Source organism: Bacillus sp. RC252 (genome assembly GCF_044909215.1).
GTDB lineage: Bacteria > Bacillota > Bacilli > Bacillales > Bacillaceae_G > Bacillus_A > Bacillus_A mycoides.
The window spans coordinates 137,531-163,398 of sequence record NZ_JBIYDV010000012.1 but is presented as its reverse complement, the minus strand read 5'-3'; the positions used below and the strand labels follow the sequence as shown (position 1 = coordinate 163,398).

The following is a 25,868-nucleotide window of genomic DNA, read 5'->3' as shown; positions in this document are numbered from 1 at the left end:
AATGTCCATTTGGATATTCTCTTCTTTTCTTTGTTAAGCTTTCCCTACAAATAGAAGGTTCATTTCTAAAGTGTAATCACACTTTTAAAGAGTTCTCTAAATTTCTCTTTATCTTCTGCTGTAAATGGTTTTGGCCCTTTTGTACGCTTGCCGCTTTTTCGAACCATTGCACTTAAATATCGTGTTTGTAACAATTGTTCAATGTTTTCATTCGTATACTTATAGCCTTTATGGTGTAGAACGATACAGCCTTTTGCTAAAGCAAGCGAAGCAAGACCGTAATCTTGCGTTACGATTAAATCTTCTTTTTTGGCTAACTGCATTATTCGGTAATCCGCAGCATCTGCTCCGGAATCAACATAAATTGTTTCCACACCTGTTGGCTGCTTAGCATTAGAATAATGAGAGAAGCTAGTAACGAGGGTAACAGGAATTTCGGCATTCGTAGCTTCATAAATAATCACATCTTTTACAGGGCAAGCATCTGCATCAACATAAATCTTCATTTTATCACTCCTATAAAGTGAAACTTTAATCAGTGGGGGGGTTGTTCATCCCCCACTGATTATTAGTTGAACCAATCGGGCGTTTACGGGCAGTTGATCTCCCACCTAACTTCTTTGTTCCAGCTGAATTTTGAGGTGGGAGTTTTACTGCCCGTTAATGCGGGATGAATAGGTTCGTGTTGATAATAATGGTAGATTTTGCTTTTGTCAAACGAGACTTCTTTACATAATGTTATTTCCCACAAACCAAAATAGCCTCACGCAAACGAGAAATACCTTTTTCAATTTGATCAATATTCACTTTCCCGTAAGATAAACGAATATAACCGTCTTTAGCACCGAAAATACTACCCGGCATAAAGGCGATTTCTTGTTTTAAGCTTTGCATAATGAGTTGTTTTTCGTTTATCGGTTCGTTTAATTTTCCCCATATGTATATACCACCGGTCGGGCTTGAGAAAGAGATTTTATCGTGAAGTTGCTCGTTTAGGGCACGAACGATAATGTCTCTTTTTTCTGCAAGTTGTTTTCGTAACGGTACGATATGCGACTGAAATGGTACAGTTTCGAAAAATTGTTGTATAAGCCACTGCGGGAATATACTCATTCCTAATTCCATTTGGTGACGCGCATCTGATAATCGCTCTACGACAGACTGCGGAGCGACAAGCCAGCCAACTCGTAACCCTGGCGCAATCATTTTTGATAAGGAATGAACATAAATGACTGTTCCGTTTTCATCAATCGATTTTAAAGTAGGGCAAGGTTGTTTATTTTCTAACGTAAGTAAACTGGACGGGTCATCTTCAACGATCGCGATTCGTAAGTCTGCGCAAAGTGATAGCAGTTTCTTTCTACGGTTTGGATGCAGCATCGTTCCCGTAGGGTTTTGGAAATTTGGATTTAAAAAGATCATTTTAATACGATGCTTTCTATATAACTCTTGCACATCGTCTGGATTAATACCGTGTTCATCGACAGGTAACGGGAAAATACGAATACCTGCTGATTGGAATAGCGGTAATGAATAACAGTGTGATGGACTTTCGAAAGCGACCGCATCACCTGGGTTTAATAAACATTGTACGATAAGGTGAAGTGATTGTTGAGCGCCGGATGTAATCATAATCGACTGTTCGGTCGCTTCAACTTTTAAATATTCCTTCATATATTTTACTACCGCTTGTCTTAGCGGGAGATAGCCTTGCGGATGATCGTAACTTAATGAATGCGTTAAAGGTTGTTCTCGTAAAATCGTTTGTAGTTGATCGTGAGGATAGAGGTTACAACCGAGCTCTCCGTTTGCGAAATCTATAATGTTCTCATTTTGTTGTACTTCTGCCCGAATATGGCGAAGTAACGGTAAGTTTGGTAAGAAAGTACCACCTTCTACGAAACCTCTCCAGTTCGGCGTTAATGTTGGAGAAACGCCCCACATATGTGTACTCACACGTGTACCTTTACCAGTCGTACTTTCTACAATTCCCATAGCACGTAGTTCATTATAAGCAGTCGTTACCGTACTTCGGTTTACATTTAACTGCGTAGCTAATTTCCGTTCTGAAGGGAGGAAGCTACCTGGAGGAAGTTCTCCGTATGTAATACGTTTTTCAATAAAGTCAACAACTTGCTGATAAATAGGGATTTTACTGTCGTTATCTAGCTTCCATTCCATACAAACGCCTCCGCAAATCTTATATACATTAAGTATAACAAATTGGCTGGGTAAAAAAACAGCCAATTGGACGGTGTTATATCCAGCCAATTTTACTATGCTAAATAGGGAAGGGGAGATTCGGATGAAACGATGGCAAATGGAGTGGCTCCTAGTATCAGTTGCATTAGTATGGGGAGCAAATTATACAATTGGAAAGTATGGCGTGGCATTTATGTCATCCATTCAATTTAATAGTTTACGATTTTTAGTAGCATCACCGGTATTATTACTTATTACATTTATTATGGAACGCTCATTACGTATTGAAAGAAAAGATTGGTTACGATTATTAGCAGTTGGTATCGTTGGAACGACAATGTACCAAACGATGTTTATGCTATCTGTGAAATATACTTCAGCAACGAACGCCTCATTATTAATTGCGATGTCACCTATATTTACAGGGATATTAGCAGTATTGCACAAACAAGAACGTTTTTCGATGAAAGTACAAATTGGTTCAATAGTAGCATTTATTGGTGCAGCATTCGTTTTATTAACAGGTCATACGGGAGGAGCTACTTACGAGTATGCATGGCTCGGAAATGTAATTGGATTAGTCGCAGCAATTGCGTGGGGATGGTATCCAATATTAGCGCAGCCTCTTATTACAAAATACTCCGCAATGAGAGTCACATCATGGTCTACTTTAATTGGAATTGTACCTCTCGTTATATACTGTTTATTCAACGTAAATACATTAACGTGGCCAGTAGATATGCCAAGCTGGGGATCACTAGCATATTCAATCATCTTTGCGACCATCTTCGGACTAGCAATGTGGTATGTCGGTATTAGTCAAATAGGCTCAACGAAAGTAATGGTTTATATGTATCTCGTACCATTGTTCGCAGTTATCTTTGCAGCTGTAACAATTGGAGAACAAATAAACATGATGCAACTAGTTGGCGGACTTATTATCTTTATCGGCTTATATGTTGTAAAAAAAGGCGGAATCAAAAAGCCAGCTCTCAATTTGAAAAAAGTAAGCTAACAGTAAAAAGGATCTCTTTCATATAGAAGGAGATCCTTTTTTATTTCGTAATAAAAGCGCTTGTTCAACGGCCCATTTTTGATGATCATGAATGAGAAGCTCTACAGCAAGTAAAGGAGACATCCACTTTAAAACATGATCATCTTCACAGTTATTAATTTGCTGATGTATCATATTTGCGATATAAAAGAAACCATCATTGAAATAATATGTATCTTCCTTTTCCGCATAAAAATATCGCGCTGCATTACCGATATACTGTTCGATTTCAATCGCCCAACCTAATTCCTCTAGTAATTCCCGCTGTAAACATGCTTCTTTCGTTTCCGTACCTTCCATACCGCCACCAGGTAAAAAGTAATGTTCTCCTTTTTCGATGATAGCTATTTTTGAGCAAGTATTGTTAAAAATAACCGCATAGCAACTTGGCCGTAATACATACTGAACAGTAGGTTCTTTATAACCAAATGTAAGTTTTGAAATCATAAAACACGACCTTTCTCTATAAAATACATAAAAGGGTTATTAAGGAAAATATAGAGTTATATAAGTATAATCTTATAGGAGTGGAGTGATAACAACATGATAAATCGAAAGTGTTCGCGCTGTAAAGAAATTACAGGTGCATTGCATGGTGGTAAAAAAATTAAAGAAGAATTTCTATGTGAAGACTGTTTGCAAAAAGGAATTGCGAGTGGGGAAATCGAATTATCACAAGTTGAGCAAGAACAAACTTCGTATCTTTCTATAAAAATATTAAAAATAATGAGTGTTATTTATTTAATAGGATCTATTTTAATGACTTTTTCAACTGGTCCATTTATACATAATATGGGATTTGGTGAAATGTCAATTTCAGGATCAGAATTAGGTTTAATAAGTGTTGTTATGCTAGGTTCTCTATTCCAGTCTGTTCTTGTATTTTGCGGGATATGGGTATTCATTCTATTAGTAGAAACAGTCATTAAAATTTATGAAAAAATGAAGTGAGTGAGAGGGAGAAACATATGCGAGTAAGAAACATACAAGGGGAAGATTATGTAAATATTCATTCTGTATTAAATGATTGGTGGGGTGGAAGAGATATGGCTAGTATGTTGCCGAAGTTGTTTTTCGTCCATTTTCAAGAAACGAGTTTTATCATTGAAGAAGATGGAAAAACGTTAGGTTTCTTATGTGGATTTTTTTCACAGACGCATAAAGATGAAGCGTACGTTCATTTTATCGGTGTAAATCCGAAGTTTAGACGAAAAGGAATCGCATCGACGTTATATTCTTATTTCTTCGATGTCGCCCGTGCAAATAACCGTAAAGTTGTAAAAGCGATAACGTCACCAGTTAATAAAAAGTCAATTGAATTTCATCAAGAAATCGGATTTCAAATTGAAGCTGGGGATGATGAAATAGAAGGTGTATCCGTACATACAAATTATGATGGGAACGGCGGGAGTAGAGTTTTATTTTTAAAAAATGTGTAAAGTAGGCTGACGTAAAGTTAGCCTTTTTGTTGTGAGGAGGGATAAATATGGAGAGTTCTCAAAGTAGAAACGAGTATTTACGACGTGTTTATAAAGTGCAAGACTATATAGAATCACATATAAATGATTCACTTTCAATTGAAGATTTAGCTAATGTGGCAGGCTTTTCAAAATTTCATTTTCATAGAATTTTTAAAGGGATGATGGATGAGCCGTTATCTCGGTATGTGAATCGTTTGAAATTAGAGAGGGCAACACACCTTCTTACTTATCGTACAGATATGACGATTACAGACATTGCGTATTACTTCGGGTTCACAGATTCAGCAGTTTTTTCCCGGACATTTAAAAGTTATTACGGAGTAAGTCCGTCTCACTATAGAAATCACAATAGCAAGAATTGCAAAGACGTTAGCGAAGATTCTCAATACAATGAGTGTAAGAAGGTTCGAGGAGAGGTCGAAATTGTAACAGCGGACAAAGTAAACGTCGCATACATAAGACATGTAGGTACATATAAAGATTTAGCTATAGATTTTCCGAAAATGATAGAAAAACTATTTCATTACGCATCGGAGCAAAACTATCATGCATTCGAGGATACGGAGGTATTAACAATTTACCATGATCATCATGAGTTCACAGAAGACTATCATTTAAGAACAAGTCTATGTATAACAATTCCGAATGAGTCCGCAGTAGAAACGAGCGACATTGGAATAATGGTAATACCTTCTGGAAAGTATGCGGTAGGTCATTTTGAAATATTCCAAGATGAATATAAAGGAGCATGGGATTTCTTATACGGTGAGTGGCTTCCAAATAGCGGATATAAGCCGAGAGATTCATATCCTTTTGAAATGTATAAAAATGACCCAAAGCAGCACCCGGAAAATAAACATATAGTTGATATATATGTACCTATCGAACCTTTTTAATCATAGGTTAAAGGAGAAGGAATAATGAAAACTGCTGAAAAGTTAGATCAGATTATAAAAAAAGAATATAAAAATATTAATGGTATGTTAGTAGTACAGAAAGGTAATGTTATTTTTGAAAAATATTATAACGGACACGGGCCAGATGATACATTTCATGTGGCATCGGTCACCAAAACGATAATCTCTGCGTTAATTGGACTATGTGTAGATAAAGGGTATATAAAAAGTGTTGATCAAAGAGTAATAGAATTTTTCCCGGAATATAACGTTAATTCATCTGAAATAACAGTACGACATCTTCTTACGATGACGGCTCCACATCCTTTTGTAGACTGGCAGGAACCGTTAGAAGAACTATGTACACAAGAGGATTGGGTACAGTATACACTTAATAGAATGGGGGATAGTGGAGAAATCGGATCTTTTAAATACTCATCTGCAGGAGCTCATATACTATCAGCGATTATAACGAACGCAACAGGCAAAAGTGCGCGTGAGTTTGCGAATGAGTACTTATTTCAACCACTCGGCATGAGAGAAATTCCAAACTACAATATGAAAGCATTTGGATTCGATGATTTATTCGGAAAAGATGTAAAAGGATGGGTTCACGATCCAAATGGTATTTCGACGGGTGGCTGGGGACTGACGTTAACGGTTAGAGATATGGAAAAGTTTGGACAGCTGTATTTGAATGAAGGTATTCATAATGGAAAACAAATACTATCAAAATCATGGATAAAAGAATCGACAAAAATGAACCAAAATCAATATGGTTACTTATGGTGGTTACGAGAAGAGGATGGAATCTTTTCATACTGTGCAATGGGCGATGGTGGGAATATGATTTGTTGTATTCCGGAGAAGGAATTGGTGGTGGTGATTTCTTCTGAAATTATGGCGAGTGTGGGAGATAGATGGAAGTTAATTAAAGACTGCATACTTCCTTATTTAAAAGATTAAGATGTGTATTTTTATGAAAATGAAAATGAAAGGTTTAGTTATACTTGTTATATTCTCCATGATTGAAATAAGTGCTGTGAGAACGGAGGCGTTCAATTAAGATTAGGAAACTTCAACACCTATACGATTATTGAATAGGTGTTGAAGTATTTATGAGTTAATTAAGGTACATTAAACTGCGAGCTGAAACACCTTTTTCTGTTATTGTAAATTATTCTTTAACTTTTCGATGTATAAGGTACATCATGCCAAACACAATTACCAGCAAGATAAATTTAATTAATTCCATTAGGCTAATATCCCATTTTGTTTCTACTCCATTTGTTAAATAAAATACATTAAACATACCATGTAAAATTGCAGGTGTTATCACAGAACGGCTATACTCTCTCGTATACGTCAAAATTATAGATAATATAAATAATAACGATAGATAACTTAATATTCCTACAAACCATAACTCATAGTTTTTATAAAAGAGTGCTACTGGTAAATGCCATAAAGACCAAAGTGAAGCTGTAATTATTGCAGTTTGTATTAATGAATGTTTTTTTCGTAAATAGTAATGAAGATTCCCGCGCCAAATAATTTCCTCTAAAAATGCAGACAAAGCTGCAATTGTAAGACCAATGAGTATGAGAAATCCCAATTCATTGCAGTGATTAAATAAGAACTTTATATTATAAATATAAAAATAAAAATGGAGACATAGACCTAGAAGTAGTGGGAATAAAATAGGGAAAATTAGTGATTTTAATGTTGGACGTGAAATGCCAAATGTATGGAAAATTTCTTGTTTCTTATATACTTTTTGATATAAAATAACGGCTAACAACGGAACAACCATCGTAAACCCTAAATAATTACGACTATTTTCTATGTTCAGTAAGATGATATATACAAGCGATGTGAGACAATAAATACATAATGTTGAATGATAAACTATGTTTCTATTAATATTGTTCACCTACCTAAGTATATATAAAGTGTTAACCGTCTACTTCCATATTTAAAATTTGAACAAGTTGATCATTTAAATAACTGGTACTATAAGAAAAATCATTTTGATACCACTCAATAATGATGCCAATAATTGCATTCGCTTGGTAGGAACAATAAAGTGAATCATTCACTCCTTCTTTAAGCAAAGACCCTTTATCTTGAAATAATAAATGCTTTATTTCCTCAAAAAATAAATAATAGTACATTAAAGGAACCTTTTTGGAAAAAACAATTCTATAGAAAGTTTTATATTTTTCGATATGATGAAAAATCCGAATTGTAGAAGGATCTAATTTACTAGTTTTCAATACTGATACGTAGCGATAAGGTTCTTGATAAGAACGTGTCAAATCTGCTGTAATTTCTTTAAAATACTCCCCAAATAAATCTTCCACTTGTTTATAATGTAAGTAAAATGTACCACGATTTATTTTGGCTTTTCTGCAAATTTCCGAGATAGAGATGACTTCTAAAGTTTTTTCGTTTAATAATTCTAGCAATGCGTTATGTAACGCCTCTTTTGTTTTCACAATACGCATATCTGTACGCATCATTTTTTTCACCTCTTATTGAACACATTTCTTACGATGTGTTAATTATTGAACATTTATCACTTTTTTGCTCATTGTAAGCGCTCTTTTATATTATTATAATCTTTATTGAACAACTGTACAATAAAAGACAAAGGGGGCCGATTCAAATGAGATTAAAAGATAAAGTAGCAATTGTCACTGGTGCTGCGTCAGGCATGGGGAAAGCAATTGCAGAAGGTTATGCAAAAGAAGGAGCAAAAGTCGTTGTATCAGATTTAAACTTAGAAGGGGCTCAACATGTAGTACAAGTAATTAAAGCTACAGGTGCAGAGGCCATTGCTGTTCAAACAAACGTTACCTCTGATCAAGATATTCAACGTCTTTTCGATGAAACAAAACAAGCTTACGGGAAATTAGATATTCTTGTTAATAATGCAGGTATCATGGATGGAATGGAGCCTGTTGGTGAAGTTTCAGACGAACGCTGGGAGAAGGTTTTCTCTGTGAATACAGTATCTGTAATGAAAACAATGCGTATTGCAGTGAATCTATTCTTGGAACAAGGACACGGTACGATCGTCAATAATATTTCTGCAGGTGGATTATACGGTGCACGTGCTGGTGCTGTTTACACAGCATCTAAACATGCAGTCGTTGGCCTAACAAAAAACACTGCCTTTATGTATGCGAACAACAACATCCGTTGTAACGGTATCGCTCCTGGAGCAGTCATAACAAACATTGCTTCTACAATGACAAATGTGAGTGAATTTGGTGCGAGCCGCCAAGCATTAGGTATGGCAATTAATCCACGTGCTGGACAACCAGAAGAAGTTGCACAACTGGCTATCTTCTTAGGTTCAGATGAAGCTAGTTTCGTAAACGGACAAGTGATTTCTGTAGACGGCGGCTGGACTTCATATTAATTTTAATTCAAATATATATAAGTAAATAAGTTTTGAAAAAATAATGCTCCTGTCAATTTGGCAGGAGCATTCCTTTTTATAAGAATTTTTACATTATAAATTAACACTAATATTTAAATAGCTATCTTTATTGGTTCGTAAATGTTTGTACGTATTTTGTATGACTATGAATAAAGTAAACCATGTTTTGCTACAAAACAACGATACTTCTATCCCGCGTCTAAAGTCCTGCGTGTGCTTTATCATATCGTAAACAGTGTAAGGGGAACTTCCCAATACGATGAGTGAAGGAAAAGAAATTCTATCAAAATCATGGATAAAAGAATCGACAGAAATGATCCAAAATCAACATTGTTACTTATTTACTTATGTTGGTTACGAGAAGAAGAGGGTGTTTATTCATATTGTGAAATGAGCGATGGTGGGAATGTGATTTGCTGCGTACCAGAGAAAGAACTGTGAGGATGATTGCTTCTGAGGTTATTCCAAATGCCGGGGGATGGGTTTTGGAATTTAATACTAACTTTTTGTTTAATGACGGAAAGTTCGCGGGAATGTAAGTTCTGTGTGAATAAATGTAAATATTGGGATTTTTCGATATTTCATTATTTTCTTTATGTATAATGAGGACAAGGCCTAAAAATACTTAAATATTTAAGTGAATATTTTAAAAAGGGAGATTAAGGAGATATGAAAAGCTTACTTCAAAAAACTTTAGCTGTTACAGGACTAACTGCTTCTTTATTAGGTATGGTTTCTTCAGTTTCATTTGCTTCGATTAGTTGGGATAATAGTGCAAGGTGGTCAGGATCCGGTTCGAAAGCTAAGGCAACTGCCTACACTGCAAAATCAAATGAACCTCTTATGTACAAAATGATTGTAACAGCTAAATTTAGTGATGGCTCTTTTAGAAAAGAAGAAGTGGATGATGCACGAATTACAGATCGTATAGATGTTGAAGTTTCATCCAAAGGGAAAGTGAATGGTGGTTATTCGACTCATGAATGGTCAGTCGTAGAGGATGATAGTGCGTTCGCCTATAAGGAAATGGTAATTAAATAAAAATCAACAAAAACCGTGAAAAAGGATATATACTTTTTTCACGGTTTTTAAAATAAGGAGGATATATGAATCTAGTATTAAAAGAAATAGTGGTGAACAAAGCGATATTCATTATGTTATTTATTGCGTTTGTATTGACAATATGGCCGATACTTATCGCAATGTCGACGAAAGATTATTATGATGAGAGATTTTATGATAGTAAAAATGGTTATTTTAATTATTACTATTCCGTTCAACTTACTAATATGGGGGAATTCAATTTCAAACAATTTCAGACGTTAGTAGAATCTGATTTTAAAAATGCTAGCGTTATTACAAATGATATTCGTATTACTATTCCAGATATCGGGCGGATAACAATGAATGGTCTCCTTAATAAAAATTGGTCTCCACCATTGCTAAAAGGTTCTCAGATGGAACAACATGAAGAAAATAGTGTAATAGTGGGGAAGAAAATTTATAAAAATACGGAAACAATAAAACTATTTAATAAGGAATATACAGTTAAAGGCCTAGCAGGAGTAAATACCGAATATGAGTATAATATGAAAATTTATGTCTCTTTACATGACATGCCAGATGAAGTGAAACAAAAGATACAAAATGAAAAGACATTCCAAATGATCGTTCGTTCTAACGAAAACCCTAAAGAAGAGATAGAAACTTTCATACAGCATATGAAACAGAACAATAAAGATATAAATGCCAAAGTGATTAGTGAAAAAGAGAACTATGAGAAGGAAAAAAACTCTAGTGAAGCCGTAGAAGAGTTACTCAGTTTTCCATATAGAATTTTTTGTATAGCTTTAATTACCAGTATAATTGTAAGTTATTTTTGGATTTATACGAAGAAAAAGAGCCTGTCGTTAAGGAAGGCTTTGGGAGCAAGTAATGTAAATCTTTTTATTTTTATATTTAGTCAATTATTTTTATGTGCAATTACTGCATCAGCCTGTGCAATATGCATACAATGGATTTTTAAAACTTTGAGTGAAAATATTTTAGAGTTTACAAGTTATAGCATTAGTTTACAGTCTACTCATATTGTAATGTGTGTATTTCTTTCACTTACTATAGCTTTTATCCTCTCTGTAATACCAATTGTATATGTGCTTAAAAGTGAACCTGCTAAAGCATTAAAGGAGTAAAAATGATGAGAATAAAAAGTGCGTTCCTAGCATTAAAAAAGAGATTTCTATTTTCGGTACTTCTTCTAATACAGATTACATTTGGATTAGCAACTATAACGAGTTCAATTAATGTATTTTATAACTTACACCATCTAAACGATAAATCCAGCTCAGTATTAAATGTGGATAAAACATATTTAATTAATTTTGAAACGACGGCAGATAGGTTACAAAGCAAAAAATTTAATAAAGAACAAATTCAAGAAGTTTATAAAACGATTCAACAAAATAAAGATGTGATTTCGTATGGTACATACGAGCAGAGAGTTATTGAAATAGAGTCAAGTAATAGACCACTTCAAACCAGTATGATTACTGATTTGAAACATAAAACGTTTCACGATGACAGACCTACTATTAAAACAATTTTTGTAGATGAAAATTACTACAAATTGTTACATTTACCTTTGAAATTTGAAGAAGGCTTCTTACATGAAGATTTTCAAAAAAACAGTGAAGAGAAAACAAAGGTTTTAATGGGTTCTTACTTTAAGAAATATTTTCAAGTTGGGGATACAATTAATAATCAATATACAATTACAGGCTTTTTGCCAGAAAATAAATTTATCGTAAATAATAATACGACGAACACATATTTGAAGTTGGATTACGCAATGATAATGCCTATGTCATCTAATAGATATGAAAAATATGAAGCGATGTTTTTAAGACTACATCAAAGTACAGTTTTATATTTACAAAAAGGTGCAGATATAAAGAAACTAGAAGAATCAATTCAACTTAAAGGAAACGATGGTACGTTTTATTTAAAAAGTTTAGGTGAAGAAATAAATGAAGGGGTTACTCTTGATAGCTATTCTGAAATACCTCAACTTATAGTCGGAATCTTATTTATTTTATTCTCAATCGTCGGAATTGTAGTAACGACTATTATTTCTATCATGATGAGAAAGAGGGAATTTGGTATAAAATTAGTTTTTGGCGAAAGTAAATTTGGAATGTTTATTCAAATTGTTTTAGAAAACATTATTGTAGCAATAGTTGGCTTAGGAATGTCACTAGTTTACTTTTCATGGAGATATGGGGCTCTATTGCAAATGTCGAAGGATTTAAAAACAGCAACGGTATTAGACTTTAAATTGGATATGCCTATATTATTTTTAGTATTTCTATTCTTATTATTGATCATCATTGTCTCAAATGTAATTGTCTTCTTATTTATTAGAAAGCTTGAACCGAAAACATTAATAGGTGGGATGGAATAATGAGTTTAATTGAATTGAAAGACATTAAGAAGGTGTATAGTAACAAAAACCATAATACGTTCGCGTTAAACGGTATAAACTTAACGATAAATAAGGGCGAAATTATAGCGATAATGGGTCGATCAGGATCGGGGAAAAGTACGCTATTAAATGTTATAGGGTTAATTGATTTGCCAAATGAGGGTGAATATACGTTAAATGAAAAAACATTAACTGAAATTAGAGCAAATAAAGTTCATAAAACAAGAAATGAAATGATTGGATTTATATTTCAATATTTTGCATTGTTAAAAGAACATACTGTACTAGATAATGTAGCACTACCACTCACATATAGAAAGCTAAAGCAACGTGAAAGAGAAAATAAGGCGAAGTTCTATTTAGAAAAAGTAGGTTTAAAAGAACATTTGTATAAAACACCGGACGAGCTATCAGGCGGACAACAACAGCGGGTAGCTATCGCAAGAGCGTTAGTGGGCGAACCAGAAATAATTTTGGCTGATGAACCGACTGGGAATTTAGATAGGAAAACCGGAGAAGAAATTATGAATCTGCTATTACAACTAAATGAAGAAGGAAGAACGATTATTATTGTAACGCATGATATGGAAGTAGCGAATCAGTGTAATAGAATAATTGAGTTAGTTGATGGGGAAGTTGTGCGGAGTTAAAGAATGAGAGTTAATAATTATTTATTATTTAAGAAACCATGATGATTAACTTTTCAAAATGGTTTCTTTTTATTTTATAGAATTAAAATTGTAGTAAAAAGCTACATCCCACCCGTAACTTTTCAGAGCAAAAAATCGTTTAACAAAAGAAAGGATTTTCAATCATGAATGGGGGAGAAACATGAAGATTTTAATTCTAGGTGGTACACGTTTTTTAGGAAGAGCTTTCGTAGAAGAGGCTTTAAAAAGAGGGCATGAAGTTACATTATTTAATCGCGGAACAAATAATGAGATTTTTCCTGAAGTAGAGCAGCTAATCGGTGATAGAGATGATGATGTTTCAAGTTTAGAAAATCGAAAATGGGATATGGTCATAGATACATGTGGATTTTCTCCTCATCACATTAGGAATGTAGGAGAAGTACTTAAAGATAATATAAAGCACTATACATTCATCTCAAGCCTTTCCGTATATAAAGATTGGATCCCGCATCACATAAAAGAAGATTATAAATTACTACCTGAACCACCAAGTGATAAGGTAAAAGCTGTAGAGAATGGTGAAATATCTCCTTATGAGTATTACGGTGCGCTTAAAGTATTATGTGAAAAAGAAGCAGAGAATTATTGGCCGGGTCGTGTTTTACATGTAAGAGCAGGACTTCTTTCAGGAATGTTTGATTATACAGATCGGCTTCCATACTGGATTGGGCGTGTAGAAAAGGGAGGAAAAGTGTTAGTTCCAGGAAGGAAAGACCGTCCAGTGCAGTTCGTTGATATAAAAGACGTCGCAAGCTTTGGACTAAACATGGCAGAAAACAATAAAACGGGTACATTTAATGTAACAGGTCTGAATTATGAATTGACGATGGAAGAACTATTAAATACGTGTAAAAAGGTAACGAATAGTGATGCTGAATTCGTTTGGGTAGATGAATCATTTATAAATGAACATAAAGTACAGCCATGGACAGAGATGCCATTATGGCTTCCCGAAACTTTTGCATTAGAAGGTGAAACGAAGCCGTGGAAAGGTGGATTTTCTATTAATATAGAGAGCGCAGTTAAAGAGGGTCTTACTTTTAGAAGGTTAGAAGATACTGTTAAAGACGTGTATGAGTGGATGAGAGAAATGAAAGGTAGGGAATTTAAGGCAGGTATTTCAATTGAAAGAGAAAAGGTGCTGTTAGATAAGTGGTATGAAATAAAGAGAGCTTAAATAGGAATCTTATGAAAAAAGGACTCTGTCTATTGGTTAAACAGAGTCCTAATATTCATCTACCACTCAATCGGTTCTTCCCCGTACATTTCCCATAGCTTAGGAAACATCTTTTTCAAACCTACTTCGTCATCTTCATCCCAGTCTAACTCGATATCAACTTCCTCAAATTCTTCATTTGATAAGACATGGTATAGTGTAAAGTATGTATCATCTTCATCCCCAGTCTTCTCCATATATACTTCTTGTCCGAAATATAGTGTAAGTTCTTCTATTTCTGGAACATCATACTCGCTCAAATTTTCTAATACAGGAATTAACCGTTCTGGATCTTCAATACACACTTCGTATGTTTCTTTTCCTTGATATAATAACCACTCGCGGAAGTAATCAAAACTATCATCCGAACAACCGCCCATAATTATACAAGCAGCCGCCCATAAGTGAGACGTATAGGAAGCTTTTAAAGTACGATGCATATGTGTGTCAAAAGCTACAATTTCATGTACTGTACGTTTAGCAAGGTGAGAAGTGAGCCATTCTATTTGTTCTTCTTGGTCTTCGCCTTTCGATTTTGCACGAGCGAGTAGTTCCCAAAATTCTTCTTCTGTTATCGTTTTTTCTTTTATGTAATCTTCCCCTAGAATAGGGTCGGTATATCCTTTTTTTCGTTTGGAAGCGATTAGTTTGTTAGCTTCTTTTATGCATTCTTCTTCTGTTTCAAACTCTTTCGCTTTCACACTACCAGCTGTGCCAATTTTTCCGTAAAACACAACGTAGTCTCTATCTTTCACAACGATTTTCCAAAACTTATTTGATTTCTCAGTTTGCTGGATTAATAACGTTTCCATTCGTACCCCCATATTGCTTTTCTAGTATGCATTGTGATTGTAACATATGTATAAATACCTGTAATGACAAAAAGGTAAGTGTAGTTTTCGGAAAGTTCGAAAATTATTGAATAAAATAGAAAAATTTAGTAATCTTATTTGTACAGCACATACATAATAGTTTTGTAATCATACATTGGAGGGGTTTGTTGTGGATCTTACGTTTAAAGTAGAGGAAACATGTTTTAATTACCGAGTCGGAGCAATTTGTAAACACGATAATAAAATACTCATCCTTCAAGATGAAGGTGAAGAGTATTGGTACGTACCAGGCGGACGAGTGAAAATGTTAGAAAATAGTGAAGATGCATTAAAACGAGAGCTTACAGAAGAAGTGGGTGTTCCTATTAAAGTGAAGAGATTAATATGGTCAGTAGAAAATTTCTTCACCCTTTCTGAGCGAAAGTTCCATGAGATTAGTTTTTATTATGAAGTAGAGCTGCATGAATTACCTGCAAATGGGGCGGATCAATATATTCTTGAAGAAGCAGGTAGAAAATATATATTTAAGTGGGTGCCGGTAGAAGAGTTAGATGCGTATAACTTACAGCCAGCGTTTATAAAAGATAAAGTAAAGGATGTATCAGTTCATACAGAACATATCGTTTTACAAAAGTAAGCGTGTTTGGAGGGGAAAACGGTGAAGGGGACTAAAAAGGAAATACATATAGACGAAAAAGTCATTCGTTACACACATATCGAAAAAGGTTCTAATACGGTTTGCTTTATGTTTTCAGGTTCCGGTTACAATTATGATAAACCATTATTCTATTATGCAACAATGCTTATGCTTGAAAATAAAATAGATGTAGTACATATTCATTATTCCTATGATGGACAGTTAATGGAAAAACCAATGGAAGAAGTAACGAAAGTAATGATGGATGATATTAATCCTATTATTAATGAAGTGCTAAGAAATGGACAATACAACGATTCGATGTTTTTAGGAAAATCACTCGGAACAATCCCGATTGCAAATGATTTAATGAAGAAAGAGGAATTTGCACAATCAAAAATGATACTACTTACACCTTTACTGACGTTTGATTTGATTTTTGAGTCCATTTTACATAGTCATCACGACGGGCTTTTAGTAATTGGAGACAAAGATCATCAATACAATGCAAGTCAAATGGAGCGATTAGAGCAATCCAATTTAAAGATTGAGATTGTTAAAAATGCAAACCATTCTTTAAATGTTGGGGAATTTGAAACGGAGAATTCAATTGAAGCTATAGCGAAAGTAATAGAAAAACTTAAAGAAGTTGTTAGGACAAACTAATTTATCAACACATGCAAAAAGAGGTACAAATTGCACCTCTCTTTTGTTTAGTAAGCCTTCAACACATGAAGCAAATAATCTTTCCGATTTAGCGGATTAAAGTCAACACGTTTTCGAGTAGGGAAGGGAGCCGTAAGTTTTGTAAAACCACCTGGCTTTGTTGTAAAGATTCCTTCTCCTTCAGCAAATGAATGGAGCATTCGTTTAAAATTCTCTGTTTTTGCAACAGGTAATGATCCTGTTAACTGGTAAGAATCATTATTTAATATAGGCTCTACAAAAGTTGCTGGTATGGCAGCGAGCTTATACATTGTGTTACTAATTGCGTGCTCTGGTACAGTTAATTCAAATTCGTTTAATGGCTCATATACACATGTTTCAGCCCGTTTCAAAGCATCCATTAATACGAGCGGTGTTAAATTTCTAAAGTCACTCGCTGTTGTAACAGGGCTTGCATAGCCGGTATGTGTTAATGTGACGATAATGTCCGTAACTTCCCATCCAAATAAACCTTGTTTTAACGTTTGAAATACTGTATCTTCAATCGCTTTATGAAATGCTAAAGGCAGTGATCCAAGTTCAACACCTAAGTTATACGTTATGCCAGAGTTAAGCGCGCCACGTTCAACTTTGAACCCAATTGTTGCGTAAAAAGGATTCTCTTTTTCGCCCATTACATCAAAGCTATTCCCTATGCCAATTGGTTTTTCAATACATACAACTCGCGTGTTTGAAAAGGTAACTTGTAAATTGTATTTTTCATAAAGTGTTGTTTCGATAACTTCTTTTTGTACTTCACCGAAAAGGCGAATGTATAGTTCATTATGAACATCGTCTTTCCAAACTTTAATGAGAGGATCTTCTTCGCATAGTTCCATAAGTGCAGCGTATAAATCATGAATTCGTTCTTTTGGTACTGCTTCAATAGCAGCTTCCATTTGTGGTTCGGCAAAGTGAATATCCTTTATATAATCCGTCCGCTTACCGATAATATCACCAATTTTGATATTCGTAAGTCCCCATACTTTGCAAAACTCTCCACTATGAACAGTAGAGGCTTGAACTGCATTTCCATTATGAAATATGCACATTTTTTTAATCTTCTCTTTATGTGATAGAGACTCACTGCGCTGAATATCAACATATTTTCTAACGTGTAAACAACCAGAAAATAGTCTTACGTAAGCAATCTTTTCGCCAGAAGATTCACGTTCAATTTTAAATACAACACCGGATAATGTTTCATCTTGAGCCGATTTAGTAGCTGGAATTAAGGCTGAAATATTTTTAAGTAATTCAGTTACTCCTATACCTGTCATTGCTGAACCAAAAAAGATAGGAAACACATTTGCTTGTTGTATTTGTTTTTCTAGTTCTTTTCTTAATGGCGTATCTGATATTATTTCGTTATTTACATATGACTCAAGCAATGATTCGTTAAATGGTGCTAACAGTTCCATACAATCGTCATAGGATTTATATTCAATAATCCGAGCGTCCTTTATACCTTCGTTCTCTACAGAGTAGAAGGGGGATGCTTCATTTGAAAGAAGCTCTTTTATTTGTTTCACAACTTTTTCAGTATTTGCGCCACTACGGTCTATTTTATTAACAAATAATATAGTAGGTATGTTTAATTTCTGTAATGTCCGCATTAAAATCTTCGTTTGTGCTTGCACACCTTCAACGGCAGAGATAACTAAAATCGCACCGTCTAAAACGCGGAATGATCGCTCCACCTCAGCGATAAAATCAGCGTGTCCAGGTGTATCAATGACATTTACTTTTAAACTGTCAATAAAGAAAGAAACGACCGATGCTTTAATCGTAATTCCGCGCTGTCTTTCTAATTCCATTGAGTCAGTTTGCGTGCTTCCGCTATCAACGCGGCCAATTTCTTTAATTACATTCGTTTCAAAAAGAATTCGCTCAGTCAAACTCGTCTTGCCAGCGTCTACGTGCGCGACAATCCCTATATTTATTGTTGTCATATATAAATATCCTCATTTCACTTTCCATTTTTAATTCCTCATTTCTATGTGTGTATTGCCGCATTACAATCACTCTCCAGTCATTTAAATTATTACTATTATAATGTAATTTACATTTTTTGTAACGCTACAAAGCGCCTTAATTTGGAAAAAATAAAAAGAAAACAAAATGCTTGCATTCTAAATCGATATAGATTATATTAATTGACATATCAACTATTGATACATCAAACATTTTTGATTTGGATGTAAAGGAGGGGTAATTTGACAAGTTCATGCTCAAAAGAAGCAATAATTTTATATAAATTACACTTCCTCAATAAAGAAGTAAGTTCGAAGTTTGAAGGGTGTACGGGTATGAGTCAATCTAGACTAGAGCTTATACTTCAGTTATATGAAGTAGATGAAATTAGTCAAAAAGCACTTCAGCAAGAAGTGAATATTGATAATGCCGCGATTACGAGGCATTTAAAACAGCTGGAAGCAAATGGAATGATTACAAGACGTAAAAATCCAGATGATAACAGAATTACGTTAGTTTCTCTTACAGAAGAGGGACGAAATAAAATTCAAGTGTATCAAGAGGAAAAAGAGCGTTTCGCAACATCTGCATTTAAAGGATTAAGTGAAGAAGAACGCGATAATCTTTTAACAATGCTAGACCGCATTCAAGAAAACATAAAAGAATTATAAAAAAGGGAGAATACAACTATGACTAATTCAGTAAAAACAAATGATTTTAACGAAATTTTAACAGGACGCCGTTCAATCCGTAAGTACGATCCTTCAGTGAAAATTAGCAAAGAAGAAATGACTGAAATTCTTACAGAAGCAACACTTGCACCATCTTCAGTAAACATGCAACCATGGAGATTCTTAGTTATTGAAAGTGACGAAGCAAAAGCAACACTGGCGCCACTTGCGAAATTTAATCAATCTCAAGTAGAAACATCTTCAGCAATGATCGCTGTATTTGGTGATTTAAATAACTTTGATAATGCAGAAGAAATTTACGGTACAGCAGTAGAGCGCGGACTTATGCCAGCTGAAGTAAAAGAAGACCAAATGAAAAAACTTTCAGGTTACTTCTCAATGGTTACACCAGAAGTAATGAAAGATACTGTATTAATTGACGGTGGTCTTGTAGCAATGCAATTTATGTTAGCAGCACGTGCTCACGGCTATGATACTTGCCCAATTGGTGGATTTGAAAAAGACCAAATCGCAGAAGCTTTCGGATTAGACAAAGAGCGTCACGTACCAGTTATGTTAATTTCAATCGGAAAAGCTGCTGACAGTGGTTATCCATCAGTACGTCTTCCAATTGAAAAAGTTGCTGAGTGGAAGTAATTTTATAAAAAAACAGAAATAAGTGAGATATGAGAGGGGAAACACCATGATTATTATTCACGCAATATTTCAAGTAGATCCAGCAAAACAACAATCATTTTTAGAAGAAATTCAGCCATTACTTCATGGTTCAAGAGAAGAAAGTGGAAATGTATCTTACGATTTATATAAAGATACTGAAAAAGAAAGTGTTTATACGATGGTAGAAGTATGGAAAGATGAAACAGCAGTTGCGAGTCATAATACGAGTGAACACTTCACATCTTTCGTTAGTAAAGCATCACAGTTTTTAAATGCTCCGCTTGATATAAAAGCTTATAATGGAACGTTAGTAAAATAATATGGTTATAGAAGATGACTTTGGCGTATGCTGAGGTCATCTTTTTTATTTTGATAGGAATATATTTACTTCTAACGTGATGTGTTATAATTTGGAAAATAAATATTCTTAATTTTGAAAATATTTTAAAGGTGGTAGTGAAATATATGAACATATTAAAGAAAATCACTAACAATATTTCAAAGGTCATTATAGGGAAAAATGAATCGATTGAACTAGCAGCTATAGCTCTTATAGCAAGAGGACATATTTTATTAGAAGATGTACCTGGGACGGGGAAAACAACATTAGCGAAAAGTTTGGCTAAAAGTGTGGACGCTAAGTTCCAAAGAATTCAATTTACAGCTGATACTTTGCCTGGAGATGTTATTGGACTCGAATATTTTGATGTGAAGGAATCGGAATTTAAAACGAGGTTAGGGCCTATTTTTGCAAATATAGTATTAGTTGATGAAATTAATCGGGCTGTACCGAGAACACAATCTTCGTTACTTGAAGTTATGGAAGAACGTACTGTTACAATTGCGAAGCAGACACATTCACTACCAGAACCTTTTTTAGTAATTGCAACGCAAAACCCTCTTGAATCGGCTGGTACATTTCCTTTACCTGATGCTCAATTAGACCGATTTTTACTTACTATACGCCAAGGTTACCCTACGAGAGAAGCGGAAAAGGAAATGATGAATCGGTTCCAAACGAATGATCCATTAGAAACGCTACATTCTATTATTTCAAGTGAAGAAATAATAAATATACAAAAACTTGCAAGGGAAGTGTTAGTAGGGAATGATGTGCAAGATTATCTTCTTGAAATTATTGAAGCAACCCGTAAGCATGAACTGATTGAAATTGGTGTAAGCCCGCGAGGCACATTGGCATTTATGCGGGCAATCCAAGCACGAGCAATATTAAATGAAAGAGATTACTGTACACCAGATGATATAAAACTACTAGCTGCATCCGTTTGTGCTCATAGGTTAACGTTAACGATAGAAGGGGAGATGAAAACGACGAAAGAACAAATCATGAAAGAAATTCTTCATACGATTAGTGTGCCAGTGGAGAATCTACGATGAATCAACAGCTTGTGTATACACCTTTAGCCGAGCCTTTCGTAATAGGAGTTATGTCAGTTGTAGCCGTTATTTTATGTGTATTTTCAAGTAATCTACTCATATTATCTCTCGTATTTTTGTATGTAATTTTAATAGGTACTATGCATGTATACATACGTAAAGTATCTCGTGTTCAATGGGAATACAATCAAGGTAATTCGAACGTTTTTATAGGTGAAACGAATACGTGCAAAATAAAAATTTCAAACAACGCGATATTTCCTATTTTCAATATCGTATTTCGATTTAAATGTGAAAACAAGCTAACTTGGAATCATGATGAACTAAACAAAAATCATAGTACAGGTTCAAATTATTATTTGAATTTCAATATAAAAGGTGGAGAGACCGTTTCATTTGATTTACAAGCTGTAGCATTAAAAAGAGGTATCGCGAAATGGGAAGAAGTTGAAATTGTTATTACTGATCCATTTGGATTCATAACGAAACATATAACATATAAACAAGTTGATACGCCGTCCTATTTAGTTTTACCAGCCGTTCCGAAAATACAAGTTCCTGAATTACAAGAATGGTCACGCGGATTTCGAAAAGCAATGTCTTCTCCGCTATATGATGAAATGAAAGTAATGGGAGTGAAGTCTTATGAAAATGAAGATTTTCGTTCTATCCATTGGGGTGCAACAGCAAAAACAGGGACGATAACTGCGAAAAAATATGAACGAACACAATCTGATAAATACGCAATTTATCTCAATTTACAAAATAAAAGTGGCGTTTCTTTACGAAATGATATTGAAGAGCTTATTGAATTAACCGCAGGCATATGCAAACAACTGCTCATGCAAGATTGTTCATTTGAGTTATGGATTAACAGTGTGAAAGGTAACGGATTGTTACATGTAAAGAACGGGGATAATCGGAAACATTTGCAAAATGTATTAAAGGTACTTGCCTCAATATCGGACCAAGATACGCCTGTATCATCTTCTTATTTTTACACAGCTGGATTTCGTCGTAAGGAATTGGATGCGGTTCCTTTAATTCTTGGTACTTCTCCAAGGAAATATAGTAGAACGAATAAATGGATTGTAATTAAAGAATAAGAAAGGGCTTATGTCATGTTGAATAAAAAGCGGCATATGAAGGTGAAGTTTTGGAGTGTAAAAGCTTTAATCATGCTTTTCTTTGCGATTAGTGCGATCATGTTATCACAAGGTATTGTGCATGTACAAGACATAGTAAAAGAGCGTTTTTTTAGTGAGACTGAGACCAGATCGGAAAAGAATTATAACTTTATAAGCAAAGACGAACCGTATGATGATTCTGCAAGATTTATAGATGAAGAAACAGGAGATATAGGTATAAGAACGACAACGGATAGGAAATTTCCACCTTTCGAACGAGAAAGGTCATGGGGAGACGTATTTTCTGTGCTTTCAAATTCATGGATTACTATAGCGTTTTATATGATTATCGCAGTGGCAAGTATATATTTTCTCTACAAATCTATTAGGAAAAGGTTGACGAAAACAGAAATAGAGCAGGAGAAACAATCTGTAACAAAAGAGAATACGGTAAGAACTGTAAAGGATGAAAAAGTCATTCATCAGTTAGAGCAACCGTTACCTACAGATATGATAAGGAAAACGTTAGTTGAATGGGAAAGAAGTTTACCATTTCATGAACAGAGAAGGTCTTATGAAACGATACAACAATGGTTAAAACGAATATGTCGAACGAGAGATATTATTCCGATATATGAGTCTGTTCGTTATGGTGAAAAGACGTATACGGAGTTAGATGTTAAGAAGACTATACGGTGGATAGAGCGGGATGGAAAAGGGCGATGTGAATAGTAGAATGTACTATATGAAAATAAAATGATGGCTGAGTTAATCTGAATATGAAAGTTATATAAGTAAATAAAATTAGCTGCAAATTAATTTTATTTACTTATATTTAATTGCATGTTAATGTATACTTAATTTTTAAATATCTCTACCAATGGAAAAAGAATATACAAGCTATATGGAACTCTTTGTAGAGTATTGCTTCTTTAATTGTTCATGAGTATATCTTTGTTTTATTAATATAGAATGAAAAAAGGATGCATTAGAGCTAAACGATTAACGGGTAGCATGTTAATAAAAAATTACATGAGTTTAGTAAAAACTTATAATTTATTTTTAAGGGTGTGAAAATATAATGAAACCGGTATTGAAAAGCATACTTATTTCCTTTGCTTTTTCTGCAGTAGGGATGTGTTGGTTGCTGTTCATGTTATTTAGAGGAGGCGGAGACTGGTTATTGTCTTGGATAGGTGTATTAATGGCATATTTATCTTTATACACTTTAATAGATTTATATTGTAAAAATACATACGAAAAAACATTAAATATAGTGCTTATAAAATCAACAGTTACTACCTTTAGTTTTGGAGTATTAGGAATCATATTTGGTATAATACACGAGCTATTAACACCATGGAGTCTCAGTTTAATGGTTTGGTATTGGCTGCTAATTCTACTTTTATTTTTAACGACCATAATATTATTAGTTATTTTAGTATTTGTAAATCGTAAAGATCAAAATTTCCCCGGGGTATATAGATTACTTATACTTCTAAGTTTACTTCTTACGTTAGGACCAGTATTGTGGCCACTGTTTTTTACTATTATTGGAAATGGTATGAATGCTAGTGCAGGATGGTAAAACTGAATAAAGATTAGTAGTTTAAAGAAGTGAATGAAATAAAAAGTTGATATAGGATTTTAAGTATGTAAGAGAACGTGTTTTGATAAATTGAAAACACGTTCTTTTTTTATTGTTAATATTAATATGAACTCCTTAAATTTATAAGATAATTCGATTGGGAAAAAGATATGTTACTGGAACAAACATATATGTACCTTTGAAACGAACGCAATTAATGAATCATCTTAAAAATAATAAAGACGAGGTGAAATGAAAATAAGGGCAGTTAAGTGGCTGTCCTTATTTTATATGCCCTTTTTATTTTCATGCATAGCTCTTTCGCAGTTTATCGTATCAAAATTTGAACGTAAGTATTTCGTAAGGAATGGATAAGAAAAAAGAGAGTTTTATCATATAGGATTAAAGTATAACTTGAATTAATCCGATATTAATAGAGGAGAGGGAGCCTTATGAAAAAATGTAATTCAATTAAGTTAGCAAGTTTGGCAGTTTTATTAGCGGGTACTACTCTATTCACACCAGGTTTTACTGTGAAAGCAGAGTCTGTTCAAAATTTATCTAGTCCGTCACAATCACATGATCAAAAGAACCGAAATGGTTGGAAACAAGTAATGCAGGAAACAGTTCAGCTTGGAACCCCAGGAATATTAGCGAAGACGTCTAACAATGGAAAGATTAGTAGTTATACTGCTGGCGTCGCGGATTTAAATACAAAGAAAACAATGAAATCGGATTATCGTTTTCGGATTGGGAGTGTGACGAAGACTTTTACCGCTACGACTGTTCTTCAATTAGTAGGAGAAAATCGCGTGCAACTTGACGATCCAATTGAAAAGTGGCTACCCGGTCTCATTCAAGGAAATGGGTATGATGGCAATCAAATTACGATACGTCAACTTTTGAATCATACGAGTGGTATAGCTGAATACTTAAAGTCAAAAGACGCTGACATAATGAATTCGAGAAAAACGTATACAGCAGAAGAAATAGTGAAAATGGGACTTTCTCTACCCCCAGATTTTTCACCAGGTAAGGGATGGCTGTATTCAAACACAGGATACGTGATATTGGGAATGCTTATTGAAAAAATAACTGGAAATAGTTATGCGGAAGAAATTGAAAAGCGAATTATTGAACCTTTGGATCTGTCAAATACGTTTTTACCAGGGAATTCACCCGTTATTCCAGGAAAGGATCATGCTCGTGGGTATATGAAAATAGAAGAAACAAGTGAATTGAAAGACATGACGTATTATAATCCGAGTTTAGCTAATTCAGCTGGAGATATGATTTCTAATGCGGACGATCTAAATAAATTCTTTTCATTTTTACTTGGTGGTAAGTTACTGAAAGAACGTGAGCTAAAAGAAATGCTTACTACAGTTCCTATAGAAGGAAAAGGTGTTGGTGATGGATATGGCCTTGGGATCTATGAGACTAAACTTCCAAACGGTGTTTCAGTTTGGGGTCACGGAGGGGCAATTCCTGGATTTACAACTTTTGTTGGCGGAGTAATGGGAGGCAAACATACATTAGCTGCCAATATTAACTCTTTAGGTGCGATGGATGTTTTTACACAGTTTAATAAAATGATGCAAATTGAATTTAAGAAATAGATGAAAAGAAAGCGAATGGAATACTGCTTTAAAGGACAGTATTAGCATTCATGGTATGGCAGCAATCAAGTATATGTAGAACATAAATACGGATACAAGTGTAATTCAATCTTATAGTCTAGTATAAAAAGATGTCAGTTGCATGACATCTTTTTTATTTTGGATCAA

At 34.3% G+C, this 25,868-nt stretch carries 28 protein-coding genes and 1 pseudogene; 22 read left to right on the top strand and 7 right to left on the bottom strand.

The genetic code is table 11. The annotated features are described in order from the left end of the window. Nucleotides 1–65: 65 nt before the first annotated feature. Both ABH960_RS18225 and pdxR read right to left on the bottom strand, forming a co-directional pair. Entirely contained in the window at nt 66–506 is a 441-nt protein-coding gene (locus tag ABH960_RS18225) for a YaiI/YqxD family protein (RefSeq protein WP_002084774.1), read from the bottom strand. 232 nt (nt 507–738) lie between these two features. Next, complete coding sequence (gene pdxR / locus ABH960_RS18220) at nt 739–2,181, bottom strand: MocR-like pyridoxine biosynthesis transcription factor PdxR (RefSeq protein WP_404447293.1); 1,443 nt, start codon at nt 2,179–2,181, stop codon at nt 739–741. A 124-nt stretch (nt 2,182–2,305) separates the two neighbouring features. Here pdxR and ABH960_RS18215 point away from each other — a divergent pair, with 124 nt between their 5' ends. Further along, nucleotides 2,306–3,217 carry a DMT family transporter gene (locus tag ABH960_RS18215; protein ID WP_404447290.1) on the top strand — a complete coding sequence of 304 codons (912 nt, stop codon included), beginning with the start codon at nt 2,306–2,308 and terminating at the stop codon, nt 3,215–3,217. A gap of 18 nt (nt 3,218–3,235) precedes the next feature. On the opposite strand, the gene ABH960_RS18210 is transcribed toward ABH960_RS18215, so the two are convergent. Then, entirely contained in the window at nt 3,236–3,703 is a 468-nt protein-coding gene (locus ABH960_RS18210; RefSeq protein ID WP_404447287.1) for an NUDIX hydrolase, read from the bottom strand. A 96-nt stretch (nt 3,704–3,799) separates the two neighbouring features. On the opposite strand from ABH960_RS18210, the gene ABH960_RS18205 reads away from it, so the two are divergent. The 4 genes from ABH960_RS18205 to ABH960_RS18190 are packed head-to-tail and all read left to right on the top strand — an operon-like array spanning nt 3,800 to nt 6,599. Continuing rightward, entirely contained in the window at nt 3,800–4,207 is a 408-nt protein-coding gene (locus ABH960_RS18205; RefSeq protein WP_404447284.1) for a DUF3980 domain-containing protein, read from the top strand. Between the two features lie 17 nt (nt 4,208–4,224). Further along, nucleotides 4,225–4,695, top strand: coding sequence for a GNAT family N-acetyltransferase (locus ABH960_RS18200; protein WP_002066078.1), 471 nt, complete (start codon nt 4,225–4,227; stop codon nt 4,693–4,695). Nucleotides 4,696–4,742: 47 nt separating this feature from the next. After that, nucleotides 4,743–5,633, top strand: coding sequence for an AraC family transcriptional regulator (locus tag ABH960_RS18195; RefSeq protein ID WP_404447281.1), 891 nt, complete (start codon nt 4,743–4,745; stop codon nt 5,631–5,633). Nucleotides 5,634–5,657: 24 nt separating this feature from the next. Beyond that, entirely contained in the window at nt 5,658–6,599 is a 942-nt protein-coding gene (locus tag ABH960_RS18190) for a serine hydrolase domain-containing protein (RefSeq protein ID WP_404447278.1), read from the top strand. 211 nt (nt 6,600–6,810) lie between these two features. Here ABH960_RS18190 and ABH960_RS18185 read toward each other — a convergent pair whose 3' ends face one another. Continuing rightward, nucleotides 6,811–7,566, bottom strand: coding sequence for a CPBP family intramembrane glutamic endopeptidase (locus tag ABH960_RS18185; RefSeq protein WP_404447275.1), 756 nt, complete (start codon nt 7,564–7,566; stop codon nt 6,811–6,813). Nucleotides 7,567–7,588: 22 nt separating this feature from the next. Further along, nucleotides 7,589–8,155, bottom strand: coding sequence for a TetR/AcrR family transcriptional regulator (locus tag ABH960_RS18180; RefSeq protein ID WP_159146810.1), 567 nt, complete (start codon nt 8,153–8,155; stop codon nt 7,589–7,591). Nucleotides 8,156–8,301: 146 nt separating this feature from the next. On the opposite strand from ABH960_RS18180, the gene ABH960_RS18175 reads away from it, so the two are divergent. The 7 genes and pseudogenes from ABH960_RS18175 (at nt 8,302) to ABH960_RS18145 (ending at nt 14,431) form a co-directional block, all read left to right on the top strand. Further along, nucleotides 8,302–9,060 carry an SDR family oxidoreductase gene (locus ABH960_RS18175; RefSeq protein ID WP_159146809.1) on the top strand — a complete coding sequence of 253 codons (759 nt, stop codon included), beginning with the start codon at nt 8,302–8,304 and terminating at the stop codon, nt 9,058–9,060. A gap of 289 nt (nt 9,061–9,349) precedes the next feature. After that, a pseudogene (locus ABH960_RS18170) lies at nt 9,350–9,620 on the top strand (hypothetical protein); the annotation flags it as partial. A 130-nt stretch (nt 9,621–9,750) separates the two neighbouring features. Beyond that, nucleotides 9,751–10,122, top strand: coding sequence for a hypothetical protein (locus tag ABH960_RS18165; RefSeq protein ID WP_404447272.1), 372 nt, complete (start codon nt 9,751–9,753; stop codon nt 10,120–10,122). Nucleotides 10,123–10,187: 65 nt separating this feature from the next. Further along, nucleotides 10,188–11,273, top strand: coding sequence for an FtsX-like permease family protein (locus tag ABH960_RS18160; RefSeq protein WP_404447269.1), 1,086 nt, complete (start codon nt 10,188–10,190; stop codon nt 11,271–11,273). 2 nt (nt 11,274–11,275) lie between these two features. Beyond that, nucleotides 11,276–12,541: an ABC transporter permease gene (locus ABH960_RS18155; protein WP_404447266.1), complete on the top strand. Its 1,266-nt coding sequence runs from the start codon at nt 11,276–11,278 to the stop codon at nt 12,539–12,541. Next, the gene (locus ABH960_RS18150) at nt 12,541–13,212 is read left to right on the top strand and encodes an ABC transporter ATP-binding protein (RefSeq protein WP_404447263.1); all 672 of its coding nucleotides are present in this window, start codon (nt 12,541–12,543) and stop codon (nt 13,210–13,212) included. The genes ABH960_RS18155 and ABH960_RS18150 overlap by 1 nt, the downstream gene beginning before the upstream one ends. Before the next feature lie 181 nt (nt 13,213–13,393). Next, entirely contained in the window at nt 13,394–14,431 is a 1,038-nt protein-coding gene (locus tag ABH960_RS18145) for an SDR family oxidoreductase (RefSeq protein WP_404447260.1), read from the top strand. A 59-nt stretch (nt 14,432–14,490) separates the two neighbouring features. Here ABH960_RS18145 and ABH960_RS18140 read toward each other — a convergent pair whose 3' ends face one another. After that, nucleotides 14,491–15,282 (bottom strand): DUF4240 domain-containing protein, encoded by a 792-nt coding sequence (locus ABH960_RS18140; RefSeq protein ID WP_404447257.1) that lies wholly within the window; start codon nt 15,280–15,282, stop codon nt 14,491–14,493. A 190-nt stretch (nt 15,283–15,472) separates the two neighbouring features. On the opposite strand from ABH960_RS18140, the gene ABH960_RS18135 reads away from it, so the two are divergent. Further along, entirely contained in the window at nt 15,473–15,940 is a 468-nt protein-coding gene (locus ABH960_RS18135) for an NUDIX hydrolase (protein ID WP_404447254.1), read from the top strand. Nucleotides 15,941–15,961: 21 nt separating this feature from the next. Continuing rightward, the gene (locus ABH960_RS18130; protein WP_404447251.1) at nt 15,962–16,606 is read left to right on the top strand and encodes an alpha/beta hydrolase; all 645 of its coding nucleotides are present in this window, start codon (nt 15,962–15,964) and stop codon (nt 16,604–16,606) included. Nucleotides 16,607–16,653: 47 nt separating this feature from the next. Here ABH960_RS18130 and ABH960_RS18125 read toward each other — a convergent pair whose 3' ends face one another. Next, the gene (locus ABH960_RS18125; protein ID WP_404447248.1) at nt 16,654–18,597 is read right to left on the bottom strand and encodes a GTP-binding protein; all 1,944 of its coding nucleotides are present in this window, start codon (nt 18,595–18,597) and stop codon (nt 16,654–16,656) included. Nucleotides 18,598–18,861: 264 nt separating this feature from the next. Between ABH960_RS18125 and ABH960_RS18120 the strand changes: the two genes are divergently transcribed. The 8 genes from ABH960_RS18120 to ABH960_RS18085 all read left to right on the top strand — a co-directional run bounded on the left by ABH960_RS18120 (nt 18,862) and on the right by ABH960_RS18085 (nt 25,700). Beyond that, nucleotides 18,862–19,290, top strand: a complete 429-nt coding sequence (locus tag ABH960_RS18120; RefSeq protein WP_000204168.1) for a MarR family winged helix-turn-helix transcriptional regulator — start codon at nt 18,862–18,864, stop codon at nt 19,288–19,290. Between the two features lie 18 nt (nt 19,291–19,308). Next, nucleotides 19,309–19,947 carry a nitroreductase family protein gene (locus ABH960_RS18115; protein ID WP_000185377.1) on the top strand — a complete coding sequence of 213 codons (639 nt, stop codon included), beginning with the start codon at nt 19,309–19,311 and terminating at the stop codon, nt 19,945–19,947. A 46-nt stretch (nt 19,948–19,993) separates the two neighbouring features. Next, nucleotides 19,994–20,287, top strand: a complete 294-nt coding sequence (locus tag ABH960_RS18110) for a putative quinol monooxygenase (RefSeq protein ID WP_404447244.1) — start codon at nt 19,994–19,996, stop codon at nt 20,285–20,287. 122 nt (nt 20,288–20,409) lie between these two features. Continuing rightward, the gene (locus ABH960_RS18105) at nt 20,410–21,366 is read left to right on the top strand and encodes an AAA family ATPase (protein WP_265324634.1); all 957 of its coding nucleotides are present in this window, start codon (nt 20,410–20,412) and stop codon (nt 21,364–21,366) included. Next, a complete protein-coding gene (locus ABH960_RS18100) occupies nt 21,363–22,472 on the top strand; it encodes a DUF58 domain-containing protein (RefSeq protein ID WP_061688471.1) in 1,110 nt (369 codons plus the stop codon). The genes ABH960_RS18105 and ABH960_RS18100 overlap by 4 nt, the downstream gene beginning before the upstream one ends. A 15-nt stretch (nt 22,473–22,487) precedes the next feature. After that, nucleotides 22,488–23,225 carry a signal peptidase II gene (locus ABH960_RS18095; protein ID WP_404447241.1) on the top strand — a complete coding sequence of 246 codons (738 nt, stop codon included), beginning with the start codon at nt 22,488–22,490 and terminating at the stop codon, nt 23,223–23,225. 349 nt (nt 23,226–23,574) lie between these two features. Continuing rightward, complete coding sequence (locus tag ABH960_RS18090) at nt 23,575–24,081, top strand: DUF3902 family protein (protein WP_404447238.1); 507 nt, start codon at nt 23,575–23,577, stop codon at nt 24,079–24,081. Nucleotides 24,082–24,533: 452 nt separating this feature from the next. Continuing rightward, nucleotides 24,534–25,700 carry a serine hydrolase domain-containing protein gene (locus ABH960_RS18085; RefSeq protein ID WP_404447235.1) on the top strand — a complete coding sequence of 389 codons (1,167 nt, stop codon included), beginning with the start codon at nt 24,534–24,536 and terminating at the stop codon, nt 25,698–25,700. The last annotated feature ends 168 nt before the right edge of the window (nt 25,701–25,868 follow it).

Excerpts from the sequence above, each read along its gene's own strand:
- ABH960_RS18125 (WP_404447248.1), bottom strand. The coding sequence starts at position 18,597 with ATGACAACAATAAATATAGGGATTGTCGCGCACGTAGACGCTGGCAAG.
- ABH960_RS18140 (WP_404447257.1), bottom strand. The coding sequence starts at position 15,282 with ATGGAAACGTTATTAATCCAGCAAACTGAGAAATCAAATAAGTTTTGG.
- ABH960_RS18100 (WP_061688471.1), top strand. The coding sequence starts at position 21,363 with ATGAATCAACAGCTTGTGTATACACCTTTAGCCGAGCCTTTCGTAATA.
- ABH960_RS18200 (WP_002066078.1), top strand. The coding sequence starts at position 4,225 with ATGCGAGTAAGAAACATACAAGGGGAAGATTATGTAAATATTCATTCT.
- ABH960_RS18195 (WP_404447281.1), top strand. The coding sequence starts at position 4,743 with ATGGAGAGTTCTCAAAGTAGAAACGAGTATTTACGACGTGTTTATAAA.
- ABH960_RS18165 (WP_404447272.1), top strand. The coding sequence starts at position 9,751 with ATGAAAAGCTTACTTCAAAAAACTTTAGCTGTTACAGGACTAACTGCT.
- pdxR (WP_404447293.1), bottom strand. The coding sequence starts at position 2,181 with ATGGAATGGAAGCTAGATAACGACAGTAAAATCCCTATTTATCAGCAA.
- ABH960_RS18155 (WP_404447266.1), top strand. The coding sequence starts at position 11,276 with ATGATGAGAATAAAAAGTGCGTTCCTAGCATTAAAAAAGAGATTTCTA.
- ABH960_RS18090 (WP_404447238.1), top strand. The coding sequence starts at position 23,575 with ATGAAACCGGTATTGAAAAGCATACTTATTTCCTTTGCTTTTTCTGCA.
- ABH960_RS18110 (WP_404447244.1), top strand. The coding sequence starts at position 19,994 with ATGATTATTATTCACGCAATATTTCAAGTAGATCCAGCAAAACAACAA.
- ABH960_RS18190 (WP_404447278.1), top strand. The coding sequence starts at position 5,658 with ATGAAAACTGCTGAAAAGTTAGATCAGATTATAAAAAAAGAATATAAA.
- ABH960_RS18175 (WP_159146809.1), top strand. The coding sequence starts at position 8,302 with ATGAGATTAAAAGATAAAGTAGCAATTGTCACTGGTGCTGCGTCAGGC.
- ABH960_RS18150 (WP_404447263.1), top strand. The coding sequence starts at position 12,541 with ATGAGTTTAATTGAATTGAAAGACATTAAGAAGGTGTATAGTAACAAA.
- ABH960_RS18095 (WP_404447241.1), top strand. The coding sequence starts at position 22,488 with ATGTTGAATAAAAAGCGGCATATGAAGGTGAAGTTTTGGAGTGTAAAA.
- ABH960_RS18180 (WP_159146810.1), bottom strand. The coding sequence starts at position 8,155 with ATGATGCGTACAGATATGCGTATTGTGAAAACAAAAGAGGCGTTACAT.
- ABH960_RS18085 (WP_404447235.1), top strand. The coding sequence starts at position 24,534 with ATGAAAAAATGTAATTCAATTAAGTTAGCAAGTTTGGCAGTTTTATTA.
- ABH960_RS18160 (WP_404447269.1), top strand. The coding sequence starts at position 10,188 with ATGAATCTAGTATTAAAAGAAATAGTGGTGAACAAAGCGATATTCATT.
- ABH960_RS18145 (WP_404447260.1), top strand. The coding sequence starts at position 13,394 with ATGAAGATTTTAATTCTAGGTGGTACACGTTTTTTAGGAAGAGCTTTC.
- ABH960_RS18205 (WP_404447284.1), top strand. The coding sequence starts at position 3,800 with ATGATAAATCGAAAGTGTTCGCGCTGTAAAGAAATTACAGGTGCATTG.
- ABH960_RS18225 (WP_002084774.1), bottom strand. The coding sequence starts at position 506 with ATGAAGATTTATGTTGATGCAGATGCTTGCCCTGTAAAAGATGTGATT.
- ABH960_RS18210 (WP_404447287.1), bottom strand. The coding sequence starts at position 3,703 with ATGATTTCAAAACTTACATTTGGTTATAAAGAACCTACTGTTCAGTAT.
- ABH960_RS18115 (WP_000185377.1), top strand. The coding sequence starts at position 19,309 with ATGACTAATTCAGTAAAAACAAATGATTTTAACGAAATTTTAACAGGA.
- ABH960_RS18215 (WP_404447290.1), top strand. The coding sequence starts at position 2,306 with ATGAAACGATGGCAAATGGAGTGGCTCCTAGTATCAGTTGCATTAGTA.